Genomic DNA, 22,310 nt, shown 5'->3' with positions numbered 1-22,310 from the left:
ACACGCACAGTGACGCTCGGCCAGCGGGCCCGGTGTCGACAAGAATGGGGAAGACCATGGCTCGTATTCTGATCGTCGATGATTCGCCGACCGAAATGTACAAACTGACCGGCATGCTGGAAAAGCACGGTCACGAAGTGTTGAAAGCCGAGAACGGCGCCGACGGCGTGGCCCTGGCCCGTCAGGAAAAACCTGACGCCGTGTTGATGGACATCGTCATGCCTGGCCTCAACGGCTTCCAGGCGACTCGCCAGCTGACCAAAGACCCGGAAACCGGGCACATCCCGGTGATCATCATCACCACCAAGGATCAGGAAACCGACAAGGTCTGGGGCACGCGCCAGGGGGCCAAGGATTACCTGACCAAACCGGTCGACGAAGAAACCCTGATCAAAACCCTGAACAACGTGCTGGCCGGTTGAACGTCCGCCCATGACTGAATCGCTGACGGCTTTCGAGCTGCTGCTGCAGATCGATCAGCGCTGTCGTCTGCTGGCGGCGGATTTACCGTCCCAGCCGACCCGACAGGACAGCTGGAGCGGCATTGGTTTCCGCTTGGGCGAGGACTGGTACGTCGCGCCGATGGGCGAAGTCAGCGAAGTCCTGCATGAACCGCGCTTCACCCAATTGCCGGGCGTCAAACCCTGGGTCAAAGGGGTGGCCAACTTGCGTGGGCGATTGCTGCCGATCATGGACCTGGGTGGTTTTTTTGGCCACGAAGCCTCGGCTGTGCGCAAGCAGCGGCGCGTGTTGGTGGTGGAACATAACGAAATTTTTGCCGGGTTGCTGGTCGACGAAGTCTTCGGCTTGCAGCACTTTGCCCAGGACAGCCTGCAGCCGGCAGATCATTTGAACGGGCCAATGTCGGGCTTCGTCAAAGGCCGGTTTCAGCGAGAGCAGGCCTGGCAGGTGTTCAGCCCGTTTGCGCTGGCGCAGTCACAAAGCTTTATGCATGTAGCGGTGTAATCCCCGGACCCTGTAGGAGCCGGGCTTGCCCGCGATGCAGACGGCGCGGTCTCACTTTGGACCGGGGTGATGCCATCGCGGGCAAGCCCTGCTCCTACAAGGGCGAGTAGTGAATTGGGCAGGACAGGCGAGGACCGATGACAAAAGCACAAACAGGCAAGCCAGAAGGATCGCGCAGCCGTTCGCAGATCATCGTGCTGTTTATCGCGCTGATCGTGTTCATCATGCTGCTGTTCGCCAATTTCGCTTACCTCAATACCCAAGCCACGTACGACAAACAGTACATCGGCCACGCCGGCGAGCTGCGCGTGCTGTCCCAGCGCATCGCCAAAAATGCCACCGAAGCTGCCGCTGGCAAAGCGGCCGCGTTCAAGTTGCTCAGTGATGCGCGCAACGACTTTGCCCTGCGTTGGGGATACCTGAAGAAGGGCGACCCGGCCACCGGCCTGCCGCCAGCGCCGACCACCGTGCGCCCGGAAATGCGCGCCGTGCAGCTCGATTGGGAACGCTTGCTGAAAAACACCGACGCCATTCTCTCCAGCGAGCAGACGGTGCTGTCGCTGCATCAGGTCGCGGCGACCCTGGCCGAAACCGTGCCGCAGTTGCAGGTCGAGTACGAGAAAGTCGTCGAAATCCTCCTGCAACGCGGCGCACCGGCCGCGCAGGTGGCGATGGCCCAGCGCCAATCGCTGCTGGCCGAGCGCATTTTGGGCGCGGTGAACACCGTGCTGTCCGGCGACGAAAACTCGCAGCAGGCCGCCGACGCCTTCGGCCGCGATGCCGCGTGTTTCGGCCAGGTGCTCAACGGCATGCTTCAGGGCAATGTGGCGCTGAGAATCAGCCAGGTCGAGGACCGCGATGCTCGCGCTCGCTTGAGCGAGATTTCCGAGCTGTTTGAATTCGTCTCGGGCTCGGTGGATGAAATCCTCGAAACCTCCCCCGAATTGTTCAAGGTCCGCGAGTCGGCCACCAACATATTTACCCTGTCGCAAACCTTGCTCGATGAAGCCTCGCACTTGGCCACCGGGTTCGAAAACCTTGCCGGCGGGCGCAATACCGACACCATCGGCGGTTACGTGCTGGGCCTGCTGGCGCTGATGTCGATCATTCTGATAGGGATGGTGATGGTGCGCGAAACCAATCGTCAGCTTCGGGAAACCGCCGAAAAGAACGAACGTAACCAGAGCGCGATCATGCGCCTGCTGGACGAAATCGAAGACCTGGCCGACGGCGACTTGACCGTCACCGCCTCGGTGACCGAAGACTTCACCGGGACCATTGCCGACTCGATCAACTATTCCGTGGACCAATTGCGCGACCTGGTGGCGACCATCAACCTCACTGCCGGCCAGGTGGCCGCCGCCGTGCAGGAAACCCAGGCCACCGCCATGCACCTGGCACAAGCCTCGGAGCATCAGGCGCAGCAGATCTCCGAAGCCTCGACGGCGATCAACGACATGGCCCAGTCCATCGATCAGGTCTCGGCCAATGCCGCCGAGTCGTCAGCGGTGGCCGAGCGTTCGGTGGAAATTGCCAACAAGGGCAACGAAGTGGTGCACAACACCATCCACGGCATGGACAACATTCGCGAGCAGATTCAGGACACCGCCAAGCGCATCAAGCGTCTGGGCGAGTCCTCCCAGGAAATTGGCGACATTGTCAGCCTGATCGATGACATTGCCGACCAGACCAACATACTCGCGCTCAACGCGGCGATCCAGGCATCGATGGCCGGTGACGCCGGGCGCGGTTTTGCCGTGGTGGCCGACGAAGTCCAGCGCCTGGCCGAGCGTTCATCCGCCGCGACCCGGCAAATCGAAACCCTGGTGCGGGCGATCCAGACGGACACCAACGAAGCGGTCATTTCCATGGAGCAGACCACCACCGAAGTGGTGCGGGGAGCGCGTCTGGCGCAGGATGCCGGTGTGGCCCTGGAAGAAATCGAAGGCGTATCGAAGACCCTCGCGGCGTTGATCCAGAGTATTTCCAATGCTGCGCAGCAACAAACGTCTTCGGCCGGGCAGATTTCCCTGACGATGAACGTGATTCAACAGATCACCTCGCAGACCTCGTCCGGTTCCACCGCCACTGCCGAGAGCATCGGCAACCTGGCTAAAATGGCCAGTCAGCTGAGGCGTTCGGTGTCCGGTTTCACCTTGCCGGCCGCCAAGGCGCAGGCGGCGGACAAGGCTTGAACCGGCCACAGGCGTATGATTTTTGAAAGGCGTAGGGACTGGAGTGGTTATGGGTGATCGGCACGACTATGTGGCCCTCGAGTGGGTCAAAGGCGAGATTGCCGAAACGCTGAAGCAGGCCCATCAAGCAATCGAAACGTTGCTTGATGACCCGCAGGCGCTGCACGCCTTGAGCGATTGCCTGGCGTACATCCATCAGGTTCACGGCAGTTTGCAGATGGTCGAGTTCTACGGCGCGGCCCTGCTCGCCGAAGAAATGGAACAGCTGGCCAGCGCCTTGCTGCAGAACCGCGTCAGCCATCGTGATGAAGCGCTGCACCTGTTGATGCAAGCCCTCGGGCAACTGCCGATTTACCTCGACCGCATACAAGGGGCACGCCGTGACCTGCCCTTGGTGGTGTTGCCGCTGATTAACGATTTGCGCAGCGCCCGGGGTGAAACCCTGCTGTCGGAAACCAGCCTGTTCAGCCCGCAACTGGTGGACTTGCCACCGTTGGACGAAGCGTCGCTGGCGCTGCTTGAGCCTGCGGACTTCGCCAATGTGCTGCGCAAATTGCGCCAGATGCTGCAAATGGCACTGGTCGGGTTGCTGCGAGAACAGGATGACGACACCCATTTTAATTATCTGGCCAAGGTTTTTTCACGCCTTGAAGGGATATGCGCTGATGCGCCCCTGAGCCCGCTGTGGCAAGTCGCCTCGGCACTGGTCGAAGGCATGCGCACAGACGTGATCGCCAACAGCCCGGCGCTGCGCAGCCTGTTCAAGGACGCTGACAAAGAACTCAAGCGTTTGCTCGAACAAGGCATCCGCGGGATCAATCAGCCGGCACCGCCCGAGCTGCTCAAGAGTTTGCTGTTCTACATTGCCAAGGCCGAACTTCCTACCGGGCAGATGCTGACCATGAAAGATCGCTACTCACTGGACGACGCGTTGCCCGACAGCGCGATGGTCGATGAAGAACGCGCACGCCTGGCCGGTCCCGACCGCGATGCCATGCGTTCGGTGCTGGCCGCGCTCTGCGAAGAACTGGTGCGGGTCAAGGAGCGCCTGGACCTGTTCGTGCGCAGCGACCGTCAGCACACCTCGGACCTCGACAGCCTGCTGGCGCCACTGCGCCAGATCGCCGACACCCTGGCGGTGCTGGGGTTTGGGCAGCCGCGCAAAGTCATCATCGATCAACTGGCGGTGGTACTCAGCCTGGTTCAGGGCCAGCGCGAACCCAACGACGCCATCCTCATGGACGTCGCGGGCGCCTTGCTCTACGTCGAAGCCACCCTGGCCGGCATGGTCGGCACCGTGGAGCCCGAGAGCCAGGAAGAAAGCCGCCTGCCGACCACCGACCTGACTCAGATTCACCAGATCGTCATCCGCGAAGCGCGCATCTGCCTGCAACAAGCCAAGGACATGATCGTCGACTACATCGACGCCGACTGGGATCGCCAGCAACTGCAGGCGCTGCCGGCGTTGCTGACGCAAGTGCGCGGCGCGTTGTCGATGATCCCGTTGAGCCGGGCGGCGAGCCTGGTCGAAACCTGCAATCACTTCATTCGCGACCATTTGCTGCTGGAGCCGGACCAGCCCGATTGGCAGGAACTGGACAGCCTGGCCGATGTGGTGACCAGCATCGAGTATTACCTGGAACGCCTCGGCGACGATCCCGAAGCACCGGGGGAACAACTGCTCGATGTCGCTGAAAAAAGCCTGGCGTCGCTCGGGGTTTTCCCCAGCGAACTGCAAGTACCGATGCTCGACGATGTGCTCAGCCCGAGTGAAGCCCAGGTCATGCAGCAGATGCAGGTGCTCGATGACCCCGAGATCGTGCAGACGCTGGCCGATGTGCTGGCCAGCCCGGTGTCCTCCGTCAATCCGCCCGCGCTGACCACCCCAGGCAGCCTGTTGCCGCCGCCCGCCGGTGAGGAACCGGTCGACGAAGAGTTGCGCGAAGTCTTCCTCGAAGAGACCGATGAGGTCCTGGATATCCTCCAGGAATACTTGCCGCGCTGGACGTCCAACCCCGACGACAAGTGTGCCTTGAGCGAATTGCGCCGAGCGTTCCACACCTTGAAAGGCAGCGGCCGGATGGTCCGCGCGTTGGTGCTGGGCGAGCTGGCATGGGCGGTGGAAAACCTGCTCAACCGTGTGCTGGAGGACAACGTCGCGCCGGGGGCCGCCGTGCAACAACTGCTTGCCGATACCCTGAATTTACTGCCGGAACTGGTGACCGAGTACGCCGGCAATGTCCAGCGTCAGCGCAACGATGTCGACCAGTTGGCCGCGCGCGCCCATGCCCTCGCCAAAGGCGATGCACCTGCCTGCGATGAAGATACCCAGGACGTGGCGGCCCTTGATCCGCTGTTGCTGGAGATCTTCCGCAAAGAAGCCGAAACCCACCTGGCCAGCCTCAATCGCTTCCTTGATCAGGCTGCCGAGCATGTGCCGCTTCAGGCCAGCGACGAATTGCAGCGAGCGTTGCACACGCTCAAGGGCAGCGCCTCGATGGCCGGCGTCTTGCCGATCGCCGAGCTGGCAACGCCACTGGATCAACTGGCCCGTGAGTACAAGGCGCATCTGATAGCGCTGGACCTGGACGAAGTCGAACTGTTGCTGGAAGCCGAAGGCTTGTTCCGGCTCGGCTTGCGCCAGCTCACGACCGATCCGTTGGCGCAGATTCGCGGTGCCGGCTCATTGATCGAACGCACCCAGTCATTACTCGCCGAGCGTCTGCAAACGCTGTTGAGCACGCCCGATACCGCGCTGCGAACCAAGCGCGACCCGCAGTTGATCAACAACTTCCTGGCCCAGGGCATGGACATCCTGCTGGACGCCGAAAGCTTGTTGCAGCGCTGGCAACAGCATCCCGGCGAACGTCAGGAATTGACCGCGTTGCTGGATGAACTGACCACGCTCGGCGAGGGCGCGCACCTCGCCGATCTGCACCCGGTGGACGCACTCTGCGAAGCCTTGCTCGACCTGTATGGCGCGGTGGAAGAGAGCAGCCTGGCGGTCAGCGAGCGGTTTTTCCATGAAGCGCAAAGTGCTCACGAAGCGCTGATCAACATGCTCGACGAACTGGCCGCCGGCCAGGAAGTCAGCCCGCAGCCGGAACGCATCCGGGCGTTGCGCGAGTTGCTCGATGAAAGCCTCGACCCATCGTCCATGGGCCTGATTCGCAGTGACGGCAGCCGCACCCTGAGCATTCGCGAACTGGGCAGCGCCACCGCCGAACTTGAGCAAACGGCGACCCCGGTGGAGTTCGACGACGAAATCGTTTCCATCTTCCTCGAAGAAGCAATGGACATCCTCGAAAGTGCTGGTCAGGCCCTGCAACGCTGGTTGCGTGACCCGGACAACGCCGCCCCGTTGTCGTCCTTGCAGCGCGATTTGCACACGCTCAAGGGCGGTGCGCGGATGGCCGAAGTCGAGCCGGTCGGCGATTTGGCCCATGAACTGGAAAGCCTTTACGAAGGCTTGGTGGACCGCCGTTACAACCACAGTGAAACCCTGGCGCAGTTGCTGCAAAAGAGCCATGACCGCCTCGCCCTGCTACTTGAACAGTTGCAGAATCAGCAATCGCTGGGGACCCCGAGCGAGTTGATCGAGGCGATTCGCGCCTTTCGTCAAGGCAATGCCAGCGCCGCCGAAGTGGCCGAGCCCACACCGGCCAACGATTCGCCGGGCCATGATCCCGAGTTGCTGGAGATCTTCCTCGAAGAAGGTTTCGACATCATCGAAAACTCCGGCGCCGCGCTTGTGCGTTGGCAAGCCGAGCCGTCGAGCCGACAAGAAATAGAAACCCTGCTACGAGACTTGCACACGCTCAAGGGCGGCGCGCGCATGGTGGAAATCGCCCCCATCGGCGACCTTGCCCATGAGCTGGAGTTTCTCTACGAAAGCCTGTCGGCGGGCGCGTTGCAACCGAGCGCGGCGTTGTTCACGTTGTTGCAAAGCAGCCACGATCGGCTGGCGCAGATGCTGGATGCCACCCGCGCCGGTCAGCCGTTGCCGCCGGCTGACCGACTGATCGATGCCATCAAGAATTTCAGCCACCCGGCCGTGCTCCAACCGGCCAAGCTCCCTTCGACCGTGGCGGCGCCTGCCGTGGCCAAGCCCGAGACGCCTGTAGCACAAGCCGACGCCGGTGCCGACATGGTCAAGGTCTCGGCGGAACTGCTCGACGATCTGGTCAACCTGGCGGGCGAAACGTCGATCTTCCGTGGCCGTATCGAACAGCAGGTCAACGATGCGCGCGTCACCTTGAGCGAGATGGAGACCACCATCGAGCGGATGCGCGACCAATTGCGCCGGCTCGATACCGAAACCCAGGGGCGGATTCTCAGCCGTCAGCAAGTCGACGCCGAACGCCTGGGCTACGAAGAATTCGACCCGCTGGAAATGGACCGACACTCGCAATTGCAGCAACTGTCGCGTGCGCTGTTCGAATCGGCCTCTGACTTGCTGGACCTCAAGGAAACCCTCGACCGGCGCAATCAGGACGCGGAAAACCTGCTGCAGCAACAGGGCCGCATCAATACCGAGTTGCAAGAAGGCCTGATGCGCACGCGCATGGTGCCGTTCGAGCGGATGCTGCCGCGTTTGAAGCGCATCGTTCGACAGGTCTCCAGTGAGCTGGGCAAGGACGTGGAATTCATCATCGGCAATGCTGAAGGCGAGATGGACCGCAACGTGCTCGAACGCATGGCCGCGCCGCTGGAGCACATGCTGCGCAACGCCGTGGACCATGGCCTGGAATCGGCCGAGGTGCGCGTCGCGGCCGGCAAACCGGCGCAGGGGCGGATCACTCTCGACTTGTCTCGCGAGGGTGGCGACATGATTTTCGACATCCGCGACGACGGTGCCGGCGTGCCGCTGGATGCGGTGCGGCGCAAGGCGATCAAGCGCGGTTTGCTAGCCGAAGATGCGGATATCAGTGACCGCGACGTGTTGCAGTTCATCCTTCAGCCGGGGTTTTCCACGGCCGAGAAGATCACCCAGATTTCAGGGCGCGGCGTCGGCATGGACGTGGTCCACGAAGAAGTTCGACAGCTCGGTGGCACGATGGTCATCGACTCTGTGCCGGGGCGGGGCGTGCATTTCCGGATTCGCCTGCCGTTCACCGTGTCGGTCAACCGCGCGCTGATGGTGCAGTGCCTTGAGGATCAATACGCGATCCCGCTGAACACCATCGACGGCATCGTTCGTGTGTTGCCCAACGAACTGGAAGGGCATTACCGGCTCGATCCGCCGAGGTACAAATACGCCGGGCAACACTATGAGCTGTGCTACCTGGGCGAGCTGCTGAAAACCAGCACCCGCCCGAAATTACTGGGCCAAAGCCTGCCGTTGCCGGTGTTGCTGGTGCAATGCAACGACCGGCACATTGCCGTGCAGGTCGACGCCATGGCCGGCACGCGCGAGATCGTGGTGAAAAGCCTCGGCCCGCAGTTTGCGGCGGTGCAGGGTTTGTCCGGCGCGACGATCCTGGGCGATGGCCGGGTGGTGCTGATCGTTGATTTGCTGGCGCCGATCCGGGCGATGCAGGCGCATGTGCCGCCCCCGACGCTTATTCAGGACGCAGAGGCCGAGCCACAAAAACCGCTGCTGGTGCTGGTGGTCGATGACTCGGTGACCGTGCGCAAGGTCACCAGCCGATTGCTCGAACGCCACGGCATGAACGTGCTGACCGCCAAGGATGGGGTCGACGCCATGCTGCTGCTCGAAGAGCACATGCCGGACGTGATGCTGCTGGACATCGAGATGCCGCGCATGGACGGTTTCGAAGTCGCGACCCAGGTGCGCGCCGATGAGCGTTTGCAGCACCTGCCGATCATCATGATCACCTCACGCACCGGGCAGAAACACCGCGACCGCGCGATGGCCATCGGCGTCAACGATTACCTTGGCAAGCCGTACCAGGAATCGGTGCTGCTCGAAAGCATCGCCCTGTGGAGCAAATCCCATGCTTGATGACCATTTTTACCAGCGCACCAACAACCTCACCGGCCTGTTGCTGCCCTTGGCCGACCGCAATCTGATCGTGCCCAATGTCGCGGTGGCGGAGCTGATCGACTATCAACCGGGGGCGTTCGATCTGGATACACCGCCGTGGTACCTGGGGCTGGTGAAGTGGCGGGACCGGCAAATTCCGCTGCTCAGTTTTGAATCGGCGTGTGGCGATAAAGTCGTCATCGGCGAGCGGGTGCGCATCGTGATTCTCAACGCGCTGGGCGGGCGGCCAGCGTTGAAGTTCATTGCGTTGCTGGTGCAGGGGATTCCTCGCTCGTACAAGCTCGACAGTCAGTTGAGCTATGTCGATGTGCCGTTGTGTTCGCTGGAGCAAGCGGCGGTGCAGGTGGGCGAGCAAGTGGCCAAGGTGCCGGACTTGCTGGCGCTGGAGGAGTTGTTGGTTACGGCTGGTTTAGCCAACTGATCTGGATATTGTGGTGATTTCGCCGGCCTCATCGCGGGCAAGCCCGCTCCCACAGGTATTGTGGATGACTCAGGATTTGAGCAAGTCACGGACACTGTGGGAGCGGGCTTGCCCGCGATATAGGCCGTCAATTTACCGAATACCTCACTGCTAAACCTTGGCCTGAGCCCTCATCTGCATTTGCAACGCCTCGTAATGATCCAGCGCCCGCTCCACCAACAACTGAACCCCATCCGCCATTCGGCTGATCGCCAAGGCAACCGAGCGGCGAGAGCCTTCTACATCGTCCGCCAGATCAGCCGCAATCGCGCTGATCGACAGCATGTCTTCGGAGGCGTTGGCCAGCAGGGCTTCGGCGTCGATGTCGGGGCATACCGTGAAGAGCCGGGATTTGTTACGGCGTCTCGATGGTTTGTCGCGAGCAGGGGGGAAGTAATGGGCGAAGGCGCGGTCGGCGGCTTCCTTGAGCTTTTCGGCTTCGAGGGGGTCGTCGGAATCGGTATCGGTTTCTGGGGGATTGGGAGTGGCTTTAAACATAGTGAATCTCCAGTAATGATTTTCAGCTGCTCCCTCGGTTCCAGCCGAAGGGGTGGCAGCTGTACGCGGGCTGGAACCCGAGGTGGAGAAAACCCGGTAGACCCGAAGGTCTCCCGCGCACAGCCGCCATAACGGAGTACACACATTAAAGGTGCGCAAGCATACGTCATGAGGGGGCGCTATTGCGCCTTCTACACCTCGGGATTCCAGACCCGGCCGCTGAATTGGCAGCGACCCACAAACGATAAAGCTCAGCGCAAAACCCCACCAGTCAGCGGCTTCCGGCATTGCTGTAGGCGGCGACGCCAGACTGTGTAGCCTCGCACCCTTCCAGCGAACAAACTTTTAAACACAAAAATCCCAATCGGCTGGCAAAAGTTGAAGATTCCCAAAAAGCGACCTATCGGTCCTTTTTTGGGACTGATCGGTTTGATCGTTCCAACGCTCTGCGTGGGAATGCAGCCCAGGACGCTCCGCGTCCCATTCAGAGCTGGAACGCGGAGCGTCCCTTGAGGCATTCCCACGCGGAGCGTGGGAACGATCGTTTAGGCGATCATTACCCTGACCGTAACGATCCGTCTCTGTGCTTGATTGATGCCCCCCACCCAACACTCCTAAGGTGACCCCACGACAGCGAACCCGTGGAGTGGTCATGACAACAACAATATCCCCCGACTCGCGATGGACGCGCCGGCGCAGCGAAAAGCAGCGGCGTCTGGCGTTGGTCAAGGATCTGGCCGACGGTGTGGTGTTGCCCACCGACAACATCGTCGCCGCGCTGGAGGCGTTGATCCTGCCCGGCGACCGTGTGGTGCTGGAGGGCAATAACCAGAAGCAGGCGGATTTCCTCTCCCGTTCCCTGGTCAAGGCCGATCCCGCCAAGCTGCACGATCTGCACATGATCATGCCCAGCGTCGGCCGTGCCGAGCACCTGGACCTGTTCGAACGCGGCATTGCCCGCAAACTCGACTTTTCCTTCGCGGGCACCCAAAGCCTGCGCATCAGCCAGCTGCTGGAAGACGGCCTGCTGGAAATCGGCGCGATCCACACCTACATCGAGCTCTATGCGCGGCTGGTGGTCGACCTGATTCCCAACGTCGTGCTCTCGGCCGGTTTCATGGCCGACCGTGCCGGCAACATCTACACCGGGGCGAGCACCGAAGACACTCCCGCACTCATTGAACCGGCTGCCTTCAGCGATGGCATCGTCATCGTTCAGGTCAACCAGTTGGTCGACGATGTCAGCGACCTGCCGCGCGTCGACATCCCCGCCTCGTGGGTCGATTTCGTGGTGGTGGCCGACAAGCCGTTCTACATCGAGCCGCTGTTCACCCGCGACCCACGGCACATCAAGCCTGTGCACATCTTGATGGCGATGATGGCGATCCGCGGCATCTACGAAAAACACAACGTTCAGTCGCTGAATCACGGTATCGGTTTCAACACCGCCGCCATCGAACTGATCCTGCCGACCTACGGTGAATCCCTCGGCCTCAAAGGCAAAATCTGCCGCAACTGGACGCTCAATCCGCACCCGACCTTGATCCCGGCGATTGAAAGCGGCTGGGTCGAAAGCGTGCATTGTTTCGGCACCGAACTGGGGATGGAAAACTACATCGCCGCACGACCGGACGTGTTCTTCACCGGGCGCGATGGCTCGCTGCGTTCCAACCGGATGTTCAGCCAACTGGCCGGGCAATACGCGGTGGACCTGTTCATCGGCGCGACGCTGCAAGTTGACGGTGATGGTCATTCTTCCACCGTAACCCGTGGACGCCTCGCCGGTTTCGGCGGTGCGCCGAACATGGGCCACGACCCACGCGGTCGCCGTCATGGCACGCCAGCCTGGCTCGACATGCGCCACACCGACGGGCCAGAGCCGCTGCTCGAACGCGGTAAAAAACTCGTGGTGCAAATGGTCGAGACGTTCCAGGAGGGCGGCAAACCAACCTTCGTCGAAACCCTCGACGCAGTGGAGGTGGCGAAGAAAAGCGGCATGCCGCTGGCGCCGATCATGATCTACGGCGACGACGTCACCCACCTGCTGACCGAAGAAGGCATCGCCTACCTGTACAAGGCGCGTTCGCTGGAAGAACGCCAGGCGATGATCGCCGCCGTCGCCGGAGTGACCGTCATCGGCCTGCGCCACAACCCCAAAGACACCGCGCGCATGCGCCGCGAAGGCCTGATTGCCTTGCCCGAAGACCTCGGCATCCGCCGCACCGACGCCACACGCGAATTGCTCGCGGCGAAAAGTGTGGCTGACCTGGTGGAGTGGTCCGGTGGCCTCTACAACCCGCCCGCCAAGTTCAGGAGCTGGTAATGCACGCACTTAACCTGCAACCGAAAACCCTGACCCTGGCCGAGCAATTGGCAGACTTGGCGGTGGACGTACTGATCGACGAAGCAGACCTGTCGCCAAAACCGGCGCTGGTCGATCGTCGCGGCAACGGTGCGCATACCGACTTGCACCTGGGGCTGATGCACGCATCGGCGTTGTCGTTGTGGCCGGCCTTTAGAGAAATGGCGGAAGCCGCCATCGAATTCGGCGAAATCGGCTTGCCGCTGCGTGAAGCAGTGGGGCGGATTGGACGCGAAGGTGAGCAAGCGATGCTCGCCACCACGGGTGGGGTGAATACCCATCGCGGAGCGATCTGGGCCTTGGGGCTGTTGGTCACGGGCGCTGCGCTGGACCCTCAATCCACTGGCGCAAGCAGCGTGTCGTTACGCGCAGCACGCCTCGCGTTACTCGACGACCGTCATGCTCCGCGCCCGCTCAGCCACGGCGCTCAAGTCGCCCAGCGTTACGGCGCACGCGGTGCTCGTGAAGAAGCGCAGCTGGGCTTTCCGGCGGTGATCCAGCGTGCACTGCCGCAACTCAAGCGCAGTCGCGCCGCTGGCCATGGCGAGCAGAACGCTCGCCTCGATGCCTTGCTGGCAATCATGACAACGCTGGCTGACACCTGCGTGCTCTACCGCGCCGGCGAACAAGGCCTGAACACCATGCAACTGGGCGCCCAGGCCGTGCTCGATGCGGGTGGCAGCGCCAGCCTCGCCGGTCGCCGCCGTTTGCATGAGCTGGATGAACAATTAATCGCGTTGAACGCCTCGCCCGGTGGTGCTGCCGACTTGCTCGCAGCCTGCCTGTTTGTCGACCGTATCGAGTCGTGCGACGGCCTCACCCAGGGAGCTTTCTGATGGAAACCTTATCCTTTGAATTCCCCGCCGGCCAACCGCCACGGGGCCGCACGCTAGTGGGCTGTGTCGGCTCGGGCGATCTGGAAGTGCTGATCGAACCGGGTCAGGCCGGCAAGCTGACGATCACCGTGCAAACCTCGGTCAATGGCAGCGAACAACGCTGGGAACATCTGTTTACGCGGATGTTCGAGGGCCAGACGCCGCCGGCGATGGACATCGATATCCACGATTTCGGCGCGACCCCCGGCGTGGTGCGCTTGCGTCTGGAGCAAGGCTTTGAGGAGATCGGCCATGACTGACAGCGCAGAACTCTTGCAGCCATACCTACAAAGACGCAGCTTCGTCGAACTCGGCGCCCGGCAACGAGCAAAAGCCTTGCTTGACCCTGGCACCTATCGCGAACTGCTCGACCCGTTCCAGCGCGTCATGTCGCCGTGGCTGTCGCGCCAGGGCGTGGTGCCGCAAGCGGACGACGGCGTGGTCATCGCCAAGGGCAGCATCGGTGGATTGCCGGTGGTGATCGCGGCCATTGAAGGTGCCTTTCAGGGTGGCAGCCTTGGCGAAGTCGGCGGAGCGAAGATGGCGGGCGCGCTGGAGCTGGCCGCCGATGACAACCGCAACGGCATTCCAACCCGCGCCGTGTTGCTGCTGGAAACCGGTGGGGTGCGTTTGCAGGAAGCCAACCTCGGGCTGGCGGCGATTGCCGATATTCATGCGGCCATTGTCGATCTGCGCCAATACCAACCGGTGATTGGTGTGGTGGCCGGCAGCGTCGGCTGCTTTGGCGGGATGTCGATTGCCGCCGGGTTGTGCAGCTATTTGCTGGTGACCCAGGAAGCGCGCCTTGGCCTGAATGGTCCGCAAGTGATCGAACAGGAAGCGGGCCTTGAGGAGTACGACTCCCGTGACCGGCCATTCATCTGGAGCCTGACCGGTGGCGAGCAACGGTTCGCCAGTGGTTTGGTGGATCGTTATGTCGCCGATGATGTGGCGCAGATTCAGCAGCAGGTGAGTGAATTGCTGCAGCAAGGTTTGCCTGCGCAACAACGCAGCCGTCAGGCCGATCTGTTCCTGCAGCGGTTGGCCCGCCTCGATGCCGGGCCGCAAATCGAAGCGGCGACGGTTCGCGATCTGTACCAAGGAGAACGCTCATGAGTTCGTATTCCCTGAGAGGGTTGCACTGGTTCAACGCCTTGAGTGCAGGCGCCAAACCGGTTGAGGGTTTGCCGGCTTCGTTGAAAGTGGCCGATGGTGTGTTGGGTAGTCAGCCGGCGCGGTTTATTGCGGTGGTGGCTGATCCGGACAACCGTTTTGTCCGCGCTCGCAACGGTGAAGTGGGTTTGCTCGAAGGCTGGGGCTTGGCCAAAGCCGTGGATGAAGTGATCGCCGCTGACCGTGACAAACCACACAAGCGTGCCTTGATCGCCATCGTCGATGTACCGAGTCAGGCGTACGGTCGGCGCGAAGAAGCGCTCGGGATTCATCAGGCCTTGGCCGGGGCGGCGGACAGTTATGCCCGCGCTCGATTGGCCGGCCATGCGGTGATCGGTTTGCTGGTGGGCAAGGCGATGTCCGGGGCGTTTCTGGCCCACGGTTATCAGGCCAACCGCCTGATTGCGTTGCGTGATCCGGGGGTGATGGTGCATGCCATGGGCAAGGCCTCGGCGGCCCGAGTGACGTTGCGCAGTGTCGAAGAACTGGAGACGTTGGCGGCCAGCGTGCCGCCCATGGCGTATGACATCGACAGTTACGCCAGCCTTGGATTGCTCTGGGAAACCTTGTCGGTGGAGCAGATCGAACAACCCACGGCGGCGGACCTTACACGGGTGACGGAATGCCTGAGCCTGGCCATCGAGGATGTCGCCGCCAAGGGACGCGACTTGAGCAGCCGCTTGGGCGCGACCCATCGCGCCGCCTCCAGCCAGGTTCGCCAACTGCTGAGAGCACAGTGGTGAATACGCTCCTGGCCCACGACTTGCTCTGGGGGATGACGCCAGAGCAGTTGCCTGCGGATGCGCCTGCGTGGGTGGTCGAGTCGATTTGCGCGGGTCAGCCGGTAGTGGTTCGGCGCGCGATGACGGCGCCGGATCACATCGCGGTCGGGGTGCGTGGGCGTTTGCGCGAGCAGCGTTATGCAACGTCGATGGCAATCACGGCGATTTCGCGTCGGGTCAGGCCGGAAGACCTCAGTCATGTCGAGTCGACTCGCGATCTGCCGGCGCTGCGAGCACTGGCGCAACTGCGGCCGATGCTCGACGCCTGCGGTTGGATATGGGGTATCAGCGGCAGCGCCGGTTTCGAATTGGCCAGCGGTTTTTCCGCGCTGCATGAGCGCAGCGATCTCGATTTGATTCTGCGCACACCGCAGCCGCTGAGCCGTACTCAAGCGCAGGCGTTAGTGACGGTTCTCGACACCGCTGAGTGTCGGGTGGACATGCAATTGCAGACACCGTTTGGCGCCGTCGCACTCCGCGAATGGGCCCGGTCTTCGTCACAGATCTTGCTGAAAAGCGACCGGGTTGCCTGTTTGGTCGGCAACCCCTGGAACCCTCAGGAGCAAGCAGCGTGAGCAGTTTGCTGGTGTTCCCCGGTCAGGGCGCGCAACAGCCGGGCATGCTGCAGCGCTTGCCTCGGGACGTGTTGAACGAGGCGAGTGATGTGCTGGGCGAGGACGTTCTGCTGCTCGATGGCGCCGAGGCATTGAGGTCGACGAGGGCGGTTCAGCTTTGCCTGTTGATCGCAGGCGTCGCGGCGGCACGACAATTGTCGATGAAGCCCGATTACGTGGCCGGGTTATCCATTGGCGCTTACCCGGCAGCGGTGGTCGCGGGTGCCTTGAGTTTCAGCGATGCGCTGCATCTGGTCAGCTTGCGCGGTGAACTGATGCAACAGGCTTATCCACAGGGCTATGGCATGACCGCGATCATCGGTCTGGATTTATCCACCGTGGAAAAACTGCTGGCGCAGGTTCACAGCATCGACACACCGGTTTACCTGGCCAACATCAACGCCGATAACCAGGTGGTGATAGCCGGCAGCGACGAGGCAATGAAAGCAGTGGCGGCGTTGGCGAAAGGTCACGGTGCCGGTCTGGCCAAACGGTTGGCAGTGAGCGTGCCTTCGCACTGCCCGCTGCTGGATGGTCCGGCAAAAATTCTGGCGCAAGCATTCGCCAAGGTGTCATTGAAAACGCCGACCTTGGGCTACCTCAGTGGCAGTCGTGCCCGCCCCATCATCAATGCCGACGCCTTGCGCGATGACCTCGCGTTCAACATGTGCCGTGTCGTTGATTGGCGCGGCACGGTACAAAGCGCCTATGAGCGCGGCGTACGACTTCAGATCGAACTGCCGCCCGGTGCGGTGCTGACCGGGCTGGCGCGCCGGGTGTTCGAGCAAGGCACCGTGATTGCCTTCGACGGTGCGCGGCTCGATACCTTGCAGGCGCTGTTGCGTGAGGAGGGAAGCCGCCAACCCTAGACCTCCGACTCAGGCCTTCGAACAACAAAAACAACATTCGACGATGCATTTTGAGGACTACAACAATGATTATTTACGGTGTGGCGCTGTTGGCGATTTGTACGCTGGCAGGGGTGATCATGGGTGACGCGCTTGGCGTGTTACTGGGCGTCAAATCCAACGTCGGCGGGGTCGGGATCGCGATGATCCTGCTGATCTGCGCGCGGTTGTGGATGCAGAAGCGCGGTGGCATGACCAAGGATTGCGAGATGGGCGTCGGCTTCTGGGGCGCCATGTACATTCCGGTGGTGGTCGCGATGGCCGCGCAACAGAACGTGGTGACAGCCCTGCATGGCGGACCGGTGGCGGTGCTCGCGGCGATTGGTTCAGTGGTGATCTGCGGCTGCACCATTGCGCTGATCAGCCGGACCCACAAAGGCGAACCCTTGCCCGATGAACCGGCGGAAGTTACCCCGGTCGGCACACCAGTAGGAGGTCGCTGATATGTGGGAACTCATTGATAAAGGCTTGACCGCTAATGGTCTGGTGACCGCGTTTGCCTTTGTAGGCGTGATCATGTGGGTGTCGGTTGTCTTGTCGAAGCGTCTGACATTCGGACGAATTCACGGCTCGGCCATTGCCATCGTCATCGGGCTGGTCCTGGCCTGGGTCGGCGGCACCCTGACCGGCGGGCAAAAAGGCCTGGCGGACCTGACGTTGTTTTCCGGCATTGGTCTGATGGGCGGCGCCATGCTGCGAGACTTTGCGATCGTCGCCACGGCATTCGAAGTGCAAGCAACCGAAGCGAAAAAGGCTGGTTTGATCGGCGTGATTGCGCTGCTTCTGGGCACGATCTTGCCGTTCATTGTCGGCGCGAGCATGGCTTGGGTGTTTGGTTATCGTGATGCGATCAGCATGACCACCATCGGTGCGGGCGCTGTGACGTACATCGTTGGGCCGGTGACCGGGGCGGCAATTGGTGCAAGTTCCGACGTGGTGGCGTTGTCGATTGCCACCGGGTTGATCAAGGCGATTCTGGTGATGGTCGGCACACCCATGGCCGCACGCTGGATGGGGTTGGATAACCCGCGTTCGGCAATGGTGTTCGGCGGGTTGGCCGGGACGGTCAGCGGGGTGACCGCAGGCTTGGCCGCGACGGATCGGCGGTTGGTGCCTTACGGGGCGTTGACGGCGACGTTCCACACCGGGCTTGGGTGCTTGCTTGGGCCTTCGCTGCTGTACTTCATTGTTCGCGCGATTGTCGGTTAGTGATCGTTCCCACGCTCCGCGTGGGAATGCAGCCCGGGACGCTCCGCGTCCCAAAGCGGACGCAGAGCGTCCATTGATTCATTCCCACGCAGAGCGTGGGAACGATCATTGGGTGGCTTGGCGGTTGGCATACATCCGGCACTCCGCCAACAACGCCAGCAAATTCGGGTCGCGCTCCTTGGCCTTCAAAAACACCACCCCGATGTGCTGCTGCAGCCGGTACTTTTCCTGCAAGGGGATCAGCTTCACCCGGTTCTCGTACACCGCTGCAATCCGGCCTGGCAGCAACGCATAACCCACCCCTGAACTGACCATGCTCAGCAGGGTGAAGATGTCGTTGACCTGCATCGCCACTTTCGGCTCGAACCCCGCCTGCTTGAACACCCGATTACCGTCCTGGTGCGTGGCAAAGCCTTGGGTCAGCGTAATGAATGTCTCGTCGCGCACTTCGGCCAGATCAACTTCCGTGCGCTGGGCGAACTTTGAATCCGCCGGCGTGGCGAGAAAGATGTCGTCGGAAAACAGCGGGATCTGCTCGCAGTCCGGGTCGTTGACGCTCTCGTCCAGCGACACCAGGATCGCGTCGACTTCCATGTTCTTGAGCTTGTACAGCAGGTCAAAGTTCGAGCCGAGGATCAGGTCGATGTTGAGTTCGCTGCGGCGGATTTTCAGGCCCATGATCAGCTGCGGCACGGTCTTCACCGTCAGTGAATACAGCGAGCCGAGCTTGAAGCGTTCAGCGGAAAATCCGGCGGCTTCGCGGGTCAGGCGCACGGTTTCGACCACGTCCTGAATCAGTTTCTGCGCTCTTTCTTCGAGCACGTAAGCGCTTTCCAGTGGCGTCAGGTTACGGCCTTCATGTTTGAACAGCGGGCAGCGCAAGGCACTTTCCAGGGAATGGATCGCCCTGTGTACGCTGACGTTACTGGTCTGCAACTCGGCGGCGGCGCGAGCCAGATTGCCGGTGCGCATGAAGGCCAGGAACACCTCGAGCTTTTTCAGGGTCAATTCTTCGTCGATCAGCATGGCCCGGACTCTTATTCGAATGGCTCGATTGTGCACGCATGCGATGTTTTGTAGCAGCTATGTAGGAGCTGTCGAGTGAAACGAGGCTGCGAATTTCTGACCACAACCTCGTTCCACTCGACAGCCCCCACAGTTTGCGCGATGTTGCATCAAATTTTGAGGTGAGCAACGCATGTACCACGGGGAACGATTGAACGCCTGGACGCATTTGGTCGGGGCGGTGGCGGCAACGGTTGGTGTGGTGTGGATGCTGGTGATCGCCAGCATGGACGGCAGCCCATGGAAAATCGTCAGCGTGGCGATTTACGGTTTCACTTTGTTGGTGCTGTACAGCGCCTCGACTGTTTATCACAGCGTGCGCGGGCGCAAGAAAGCGATCATGCAGAAGGTCGATCACTTTTCGATCTATTTGCTGATTGCCGGCAGCTACACACCGTTCTGCCTGGTGACCCTGCGCGGGCCGTGGGGCTGGACGTTGTTCGGGATTGTCTGGGGGCTGGCGCTGATCGGCATCCTGCAAGAGATAAAACCGCGGTCGGAAGCGCGGATTCTGTCGATCGTGATCTACGCGGTGATGGGCTGGATCGTGCTGGTGGCGGTCAAACCATTGCTCGCGGCGTTGGGCAGTGCGGGGTTTGCCTGGCTGGCGGCGGGCGGGGTGTTGTACACCGTGGGGATTATCTTTTTCGCCCTCGATCATCGGCTGCGGCATGCCCATGGGATCTGGCATTTGTTTGTGATTGCCGGGAGCTTGCTGCACTTTGTGGCGATTTTCTTTTATGTCCTTTAGACCGCGTCGTGGCCATTCGCGAGCAGGCTCGCTCCTACATTGAAATGCATTTCAATGTAGGAGCGAGCCTGCTCGCAAAAGGGCCCTAGAAATCACCCCAAAGCTGTTGAGCCACAGCTAACGCAACCACCGGCGCGGTCTCAGTGCGCAACACCCGAGGACCGAGGCGGGCGGCATGGAACCCGGCCGACTTAGCCTGATCGACTTCAGCGTCGGACAACCCGCCTTCCGGGCCGATCAGAAACGCCAGCGTCGCAGGCTTCGCATGACTCACCAACGGCTCAGCCACCGGGTGCAGGACCAGTTTCAACTCGGCGTCTGTCTGCTTCAGCCAATCCGCCAACAACACCGGCGGATGAATCACCGGCACCCGCGACCGTCCACATTGCTCGCACGCACTGATCGCCACTTGGCGCCAGTGCATCAGGCGCTTGTCGGCGCGCTCGTCTTTAAGGCGGACTTCGCAGCGATCGCTGAAGATCGGGGTGATTTCGGTCACGCCCAGTTCTGTCGCTTTCTGGATGGCCCAGTCCATGCGCTCGCCACGGGACAAGCCCTGGCCCAGATGGATCGCCAGCGGCGATTCAACCTGGCCGGCGAAGCTTTCGTCGATCTGCACCACCACGCGCTTCTTGCCGACTTCTACCAGCGTGGCGCGAAACTCATGGCCCGAGCCGTCGAACAGCTGCAACGCATCACCCTCGGCCATGCGCAGCACGCGGCTGATGTAATGGGCCTGGGCTTCGGGCAACTCATGCTCGCCGGTGCTCAGGGGGGCGTCGATAAAGAAGCGGGACAGTCTCATGCGGGTTCTCTTTAATTTGATCGTTCCCACGCTCTGCGTGGGAATGCCTCACCGGACGCTCCGCGTCCGCTTTTGGGACGCAGAACGTCCCCGGCTGCATTCCCACGCGGAGCATGGGAACGAGCGTCGTTCAATCAGCCCGGATCGCGAAAGCCGGGGTGGAAGTCCTTCGGCACCGCCACGCTGACGCTGTTGCGCGTGGCGATGTCGATGCCTTCGCTGGCGACTTCCGCCAGAAAGTCGATTTGCTCCGGTGTAATCACGTACGGCGGCAGGAAATACACCACGCTGCCCAACGGACGAAGTAAAGCACCCCGTTCCAATGCATGCTGGAACACCTTCAAGCCGCGACGTTCCTGCCACGGGTAAGCTTCTTTCGTAGCCTTGTCCTTGACCATTTCGATGGCCAGCACCATGCCGGTCTGGCGCACTTCCGAGACGTTCGGATGGTCGACGAGATGCGCGGTGGAGGAGGCCATGCGCTGCGCCAGGGCCTTGTTGTTCTCGATGACGTTGTCTTCTTCGAAGATGTCCAGCGTTGCCAGGGCTGCCGCGCACGCCAGCGGATTGCCGGTGTAGCTGTGCGAGTGCAGGAAGGCGCGCAGGGTCGGGTAGTCGTCGTAGAAGGCGCTGTAGACGTCTTCGGTCGTCACGCAGGCCGCCAGCGGCAGGTAACCGCCAGTCAGGGCCTTGGACAGGCACAGGAAATCGGGGCGGATGCCCGCCTGTTCGCAGGCGAACATTGTGCCGGTGCGGCCGAAGCCGACGGCGATCTCATCGTGGATCAAGTGCACGCCATAGCGGTCGCAGGCGTCGCGCAGCAGTTTGAGGTACACCGGGTGGTACATGCGCATGCCACCAGCGCCCTGAATCAGCGGCTCGACGATGACTGCCGCGACAGTGTCATGATTCTCTGCCAGGGTCTGTTCCATGGCCGCGAACATGTTGCGCGAATGTTCTTCCCAGCTCATGCCTTCCGGGCGCAGGTAGCAATCGGGGCTCGGCACTTTGATGGTGTCCAGCAGCAGGGCCTTGTAGGTTTCGGTGAACAGCGGCACGTCGCCCACCGACATCGCCGCCATGGTTTCGCCATGGTAGCTGTTGGTCAGGGTGACGAAGCGCTTCTTGTTCGGCTGGCCGCGATTGAGCCAGTAGTGAAAGCTCATTTTCAGCGCGACTTCGATGCAGGACGAACCGTTATCGGCGTAGAAGCACCGGGTCAGGCCTTCCGGCGTCATCTTCACCAGGCGCTCGGACAACTCGATCACCGGTTGATGGCTGAAGCCGGCGAGGATCACATGCTCCAGTTGATCGACCTGGTCCTTGATGCGCTGGTTGATGCGCGGATTGGCATGGCCAAACACGTTGACCCACCAGGAGCTGACAGCGTCGAGGTAGCGCTTGCCTTCGAAGTCTTCCAGCCACACGCCTTCACCGCGCTTGATCGGGATCAGCGGCAGTTGTTCGTGGTCTTTCATTTGGGTGCAGGGATGCCACAACACCGCGAGATCGCGTTCCATCCACTGTTTATTCAGGCCCATTTTCTGTCTCCTGGAGGCTACCCGTGACGTAGGCGGGTAAACAATCGCGCAAGCCTATGCAATGCGTCGCGCCGGGACAACCCATTGTGTCGATTGAGC

The 22,310-nt window shown here is 61.6% G+C and carries 19 protein-coding genes; 15 read left to right on the top strand and 4 right to left on the bottom strand.

The genetic code is table 11. The features are described from left to right. The first annotated feature begins 56 nt into the window (after positions 1–56). From pilH to C7534_RS09570, 5 genes are all read left to right on the top strand, one after another. Entirely contained in the window at positions 57–422 is a 366-nt protein-coding gene (pilH, locus tag C7534_RS09590) for a twitching motility response regulator PilH (protein WP_008068134.1), read from the top strand. A gap of 10 nt (positions 423–432) precedes the next feature. Next, the gene (locus tag C7534_RS09585; RefSeq protein WP_109785623.1) at positions 433–966 is read left to right on the top strand and encodes a chemotaxis protein CheW; all 534 of its coding nucleotides are present in this window, start codon (positions 433–435) and stop codon (positions 964–966) included. A gap of 137 nt (positions 967–1,103) precedes the next feature. Then, entirely contained in the window at positions 1,104–3,161 is a 2,058-nt protein-coding gene (locus C7534_RS09580) for a methyl-accepting chemotaxis protein (RefSeq protein ID WP_109785622.1), read from the top strand. 49 nt (positions 3,162–3,210) lie between these two features. Beyond that, positions 3,211–9,126: an Hpt domain-containing protein gene (locus C7534_RS09575; protein WP_109785621.1), complete on the top strand. Its 5,916-nt coding sequence runs from the start codon at positions 3,211–3,213 to the stop codon at positions 9,124–9,126. Further along, positions 9,119–9,589: a chemotaxis protein CheW gene (locus tag C7534_RS09570; protein WP_046029767.1), complete on the top strand. Its 471-nt coding sequence runs from the start codon at positions 9,119–9,121 to the stop codon at positions 9,587–9,589. Before C7534_RS09575 ends, C7534_RS09570 begins: the two co-directional genes overlap by 8 nt. A 150-nt stretch (positions 9,590–9,739) precedes the next feature. Here the strand turns inward: C7534_RS09570 and C7534_RS09565 are convergent, their stop codons facing one another. After that, complete coding sequence (locus tag C7534_RS09565) at positions 9,740–10,126, bottom strand: DUF6124 family protein (RefSeq protein ID WP_077431110.1); 387 nt, start codon at positions 10,124–10,126, stop codon at positions 9,740–9,742. A 652-nt stretch (positions 10,127–10,778) separates the two neighbouring features. Here C7534_RS09565 and mdcA point away from each other — a divergent pair. From mdcA to madM, 9 genes are all read left to right on the top strand, one after another. Next, a complete protein-coding gene (gene mdcA, locus C7534_RS09560) occupies positions 10,779–12,449 on the top strand; it encodes a malonate decarboxylase subunit alpha (protein WP_109785620.1) in 1,671 nt (556 codons plus the stop codon). Further along, positions 12,449–13,324 (top strand): triphosphoribosyl-dephospho-CoA synthase, encoded by an 876-nt coding sequence (locus C7534_RS09555; protein WP_109785619.1) that lies wholly within the window; start codon positions 12,449–12,451, stop codon positions 13,322–13,324. The genes mdcA and C7534_RS09555 overlap by 1 nt, the downstream gene beginning before the upstream one ends. Further along, a complete protein-coding gene (locus C7534_RS09550) occupies positions 13,324–13,623 on the top strand; it encodes a malonate decarboxylase subunit delta (protein WP_046029774.1) in 300 nt (99 codons plus the stop codon). Before C7534_RS09555 ends, C7534_RS09550 begins: the two co-directional genes overlap by 1 nt. Then, complete coding sequence (locus C7534_RS09545; RefSeq protein WP_109785618.1) at positions 13,616–14,479, top strand: biotin-independent malonate decarboxylase subunit beta; 864 nt, start codon at positions 13,616–13,618, stop codon at positions 14,477–14,479. Before C7534_RS09550 ends, C7534_RS09545 begins: the two co-directional genes overlap by 8 nt. Further along, on the top strand, positions 14,476–15,279 hold the full coding sequence (gene mdcE / locus C7534_RS09540) for a biotin-independent malonate decarboxylase subunit gamma (protein WP_046029777.1): 804 nt from the start codon (positions 14,476–14,478) through the stop codon (positions 15,277–15,279). The genes C7534_RS09545 and mdcE overlap by 4 nt, the downstream gene beginning before the upstream one ends. Continuing rightward, entirely contained in the window at positions 15,273–15,893 is a 621-nt protein-coding gene (locus C7534_RS09535) for a malonate decarboxylase holo-ACP synthase (RefSeq protein WP_109785617.1), read from the top strand. The genes mdcE and C7534_RS09535 overlap by 7 nt, the downstream gene beginning before the upstream one ends. Then, positions 15,890–16,801, top strand: a complete 912-nt coding sequence (gene mdcH / locus C7534_RS09530; RefSeq protein WP_109785616.1) for a malonate decarboxylase subunit epsilon — start codon at positions 15,890–15,892, stop codon at positions 16,799–16,801. Before C7534_RS09535 ends, mdcH begins: the two co-directional genes overlap by 4 nt. A gap of 65 nt (positions 16,802–16,866) precedes the next feature. Beyond that, complete coding sequence (gene madL, locus C7534_RS09525; protein WP_046029780.1) at positions 16,867–17,283, top strand: malonate transporter subunit MadL; 417 nt, start codon at positions 16,867–16,869, stop codon at positions 17,281–17,283. Between the two features lies 1 nt (position 17,284). Continuing rightward, positions 17,285–18,049: a malonate transporter subunit MadM gene (madM, locus tag C7534_RS09520; RefSeq protein ID WP_046029781.1), complete on the top strand. Its 765-nt coding sequence runs from the start codon at positions 17,285–17,287 to the stop codon at positions 18,047–18,049. Positions 18,050–18,154: 105 nt separating this feature from the next. Here the strand turns inward: madM and C7534_RS09515 are convergent, their stop codons facing one another. Further along, positions 18,155–19,075: a LysR family transcriptional regulator gene (locus C7534_RS09515; RefSeq protein WP_109785615.1), complete on the bottom strand. Its 921-nt coding sequence runs from the start codon at positions 19,073–19,075 to the stop codon at positions 18,155–18,157. A 172-nt stretch (positions 19,076–19,247) separates the two neighbouring features. On the opposite strand from C7534_RS09515, the gene trhA reads away from it, so the two are divergent. After that, the gene (trhA, locus tag C7534_RS09510; RefSeq protein WP_046029783.1) at positions 19,248–19,865 is read left to right on the top strand and encodes a PAQR family membrane homeostasis protein TrhA; all 618 of its coding nucleotides are present in this window, start codon (positions 19,248–19,250) and stop codon (positions 19,863–19,865) included. Between the two features lie 85 nt (positions 19,866–19,950). Here the strand turns inward: trhA and C7534_RS09505 are convergent, their stop codons facing one another. Together C7534_RS09505 and C7534_RS09495 are read right to left on the bottom strand one after the other, a co-directional pair. Continuing rightward, on the bottom strand, positions 19,951–20,670 hold the full coding sequence (locus tag C7534_RS09505; RefSeq protein WP_046029784.1) for a 16S rRNA (uracil(1498)-N(3))-methyltransferase: 720 nt from the start codon (positions 20,668–20,670) through the stop codon (positions 19,951–19,953). A gap of 134 nt (positions 20,671–20,804) precedes the next feature. Beyond that, the gene (locus C7534_RS09495; protein WP_109785613.1) at positions 20,805–22,211 is read right to left on the bottom strand and encodes an adenosylmethionine--8-amino-7-oxononanoate transaminase; all 1,407 of its coding nucleotides are present in this window, start codon (positions 22,209–22,211) and stop codon (positions 20,805–20,807) included. Positions 22,212–22,310 lie beyond the last annotated feature (99 nt).

The sequence above is a fragment of the Pseudomonas sp. OV226 genome, from assembly GCF_003148705.1.
In the GTDB taxonomy this organism is placed as follows: Bacteria; Pseudomonadota; Gammaproteobacteria; order Pseudomonadales; family Pseudomonadaceae; genus Aquipseudomonas.
The sequence above is the reverse complement of the archived record's forward strand: the minus strand, read 5'-3'. Positions and strand labels throughout refer to the sequence as shown.

What these genes read in the sequence shown, in the direction of transcription:
- pilH (WP_008068134.1), top strand. Translation starts at nt 57, where the DNA reads ATGGCTCGTATTCTGATCGTCGATGATTCGCCGACCGAAATGTACAAA.
- C7534_RS09585 (WP_109785623.1), top strand. Translation starts at nt 433, where the DNA reads ATGACTGAATCGCTGACGGCTTTCGAGCTGCTGCTGCAGATCGATCAG.
- C7534_RS09580 (WP_109785622.1), top strand. Translation starts at nt 1,104, where the DNA reads ATGACAAAAGCACAAACAGGCAAGCCAGAAGGATCGCGCAGCCGTTCG.
- C7534_RS09575 (WP_109785621.1), top strand. Translation starts at nt 3,211, where the DNA reads ATGGGTGATCGGCACGACTATGTGGCCCTCGAGTGGGTCAAAGGCGAG.
- C7534_RS09570 (WP_046029767.1), top strand. Translation starts at nt 9,119, where the DNA reads ATGCTTGATGACCATTTTTACCAGCGCACCAACAACCTCACCGGCCTG.
- C7534_RS09565 (WP_077431110.1), bottom strand. Translation starts at nt 10,126, where the DNA reads ATGTTTAAAGCCACTCCCAATCCCCCAGAAACCGATACCGATTCCGAC.
- mdcA (WP_109785620.1), top strand. Translation starts at nt 10,779, where the DNA reads ATGACAACAACAATATCCCCCGACTCGCGATGGACGCGCCGGCGCAGC.
- C7534_RS09555 (WP_109785619.1), top strand. Translation starts at nt 12,449, where the DNA reads ATGCACGCACTTAACCTGCAACCGAAAACCCTGACCCTGGCCGAGCAA.
- C7534_RS09550 (WP_046029774.1), top strand. Translation starts at nt 13,324, where the DNA reads ATGGAAACCTTATCCTTTGAATTCCCCGCCGGCCAACCGCCACGGGGC.
- C7534_RS09545 (WP_109785618.1), top strand. Translation starts at nt 13,616, where the DNA reads ATGACTGACAGCGCAGAACTCTTGCAGCCATACCTACAAAGACGCAGC.
- mdcE (WP_046029777.1), top strand. Translation starts at nt 14,476, where the DNA reads ATGAGTTCGTATTCCCTGAGAGGGTTGCACTGGTTCAACGCCTTGAGT.
- madL (WP_046029780.1), top strand. Translation starts at nt 16,867, where the DNA reads ATGATTATTTACGGTGTGGCGCTGTTGGCGATTTGTACGCTGGCAGGG.
- madM (WP_046029781.1), top strand. Translation starts at nt 17,285, where the DNA reads ATGTGGGAACTCATTGATAAAGGCTTGACCGCTAATGGTCTGGTGACC.
- C7534_RS09515 (WP_109785615.1), bottom strand. Translation starts at nt 19,075, where the DNA reads ATGCTGATCGACGAAGAATTGACCCTGAAAAAGCTCGAGGTGTTCCTG.
- trhA (WP_046029783.1), top strand. Translation starts at nt 19,248, where the DNA reads ATGTACCACGGGGAACGATTGAACGCCTGGACGCATTTGGTCGGGGCG.
- C7534_RS09505 (WP_046029784.1), bottom strand. Translation starts at nt 20,670, where the DNA reads ATGAGACTGTCCCGCTTCTTTATCGACGCCCCCCTGAGCACCGGCGAG.
- C7534_RS09495 (WP_109785613.1), bottom strand. Translation starts at nt 22,211, where the DNA reads ATGGGCCTGAATAAACAGTGGATGGAACGCGATCTCGCGGTGTTGTGG.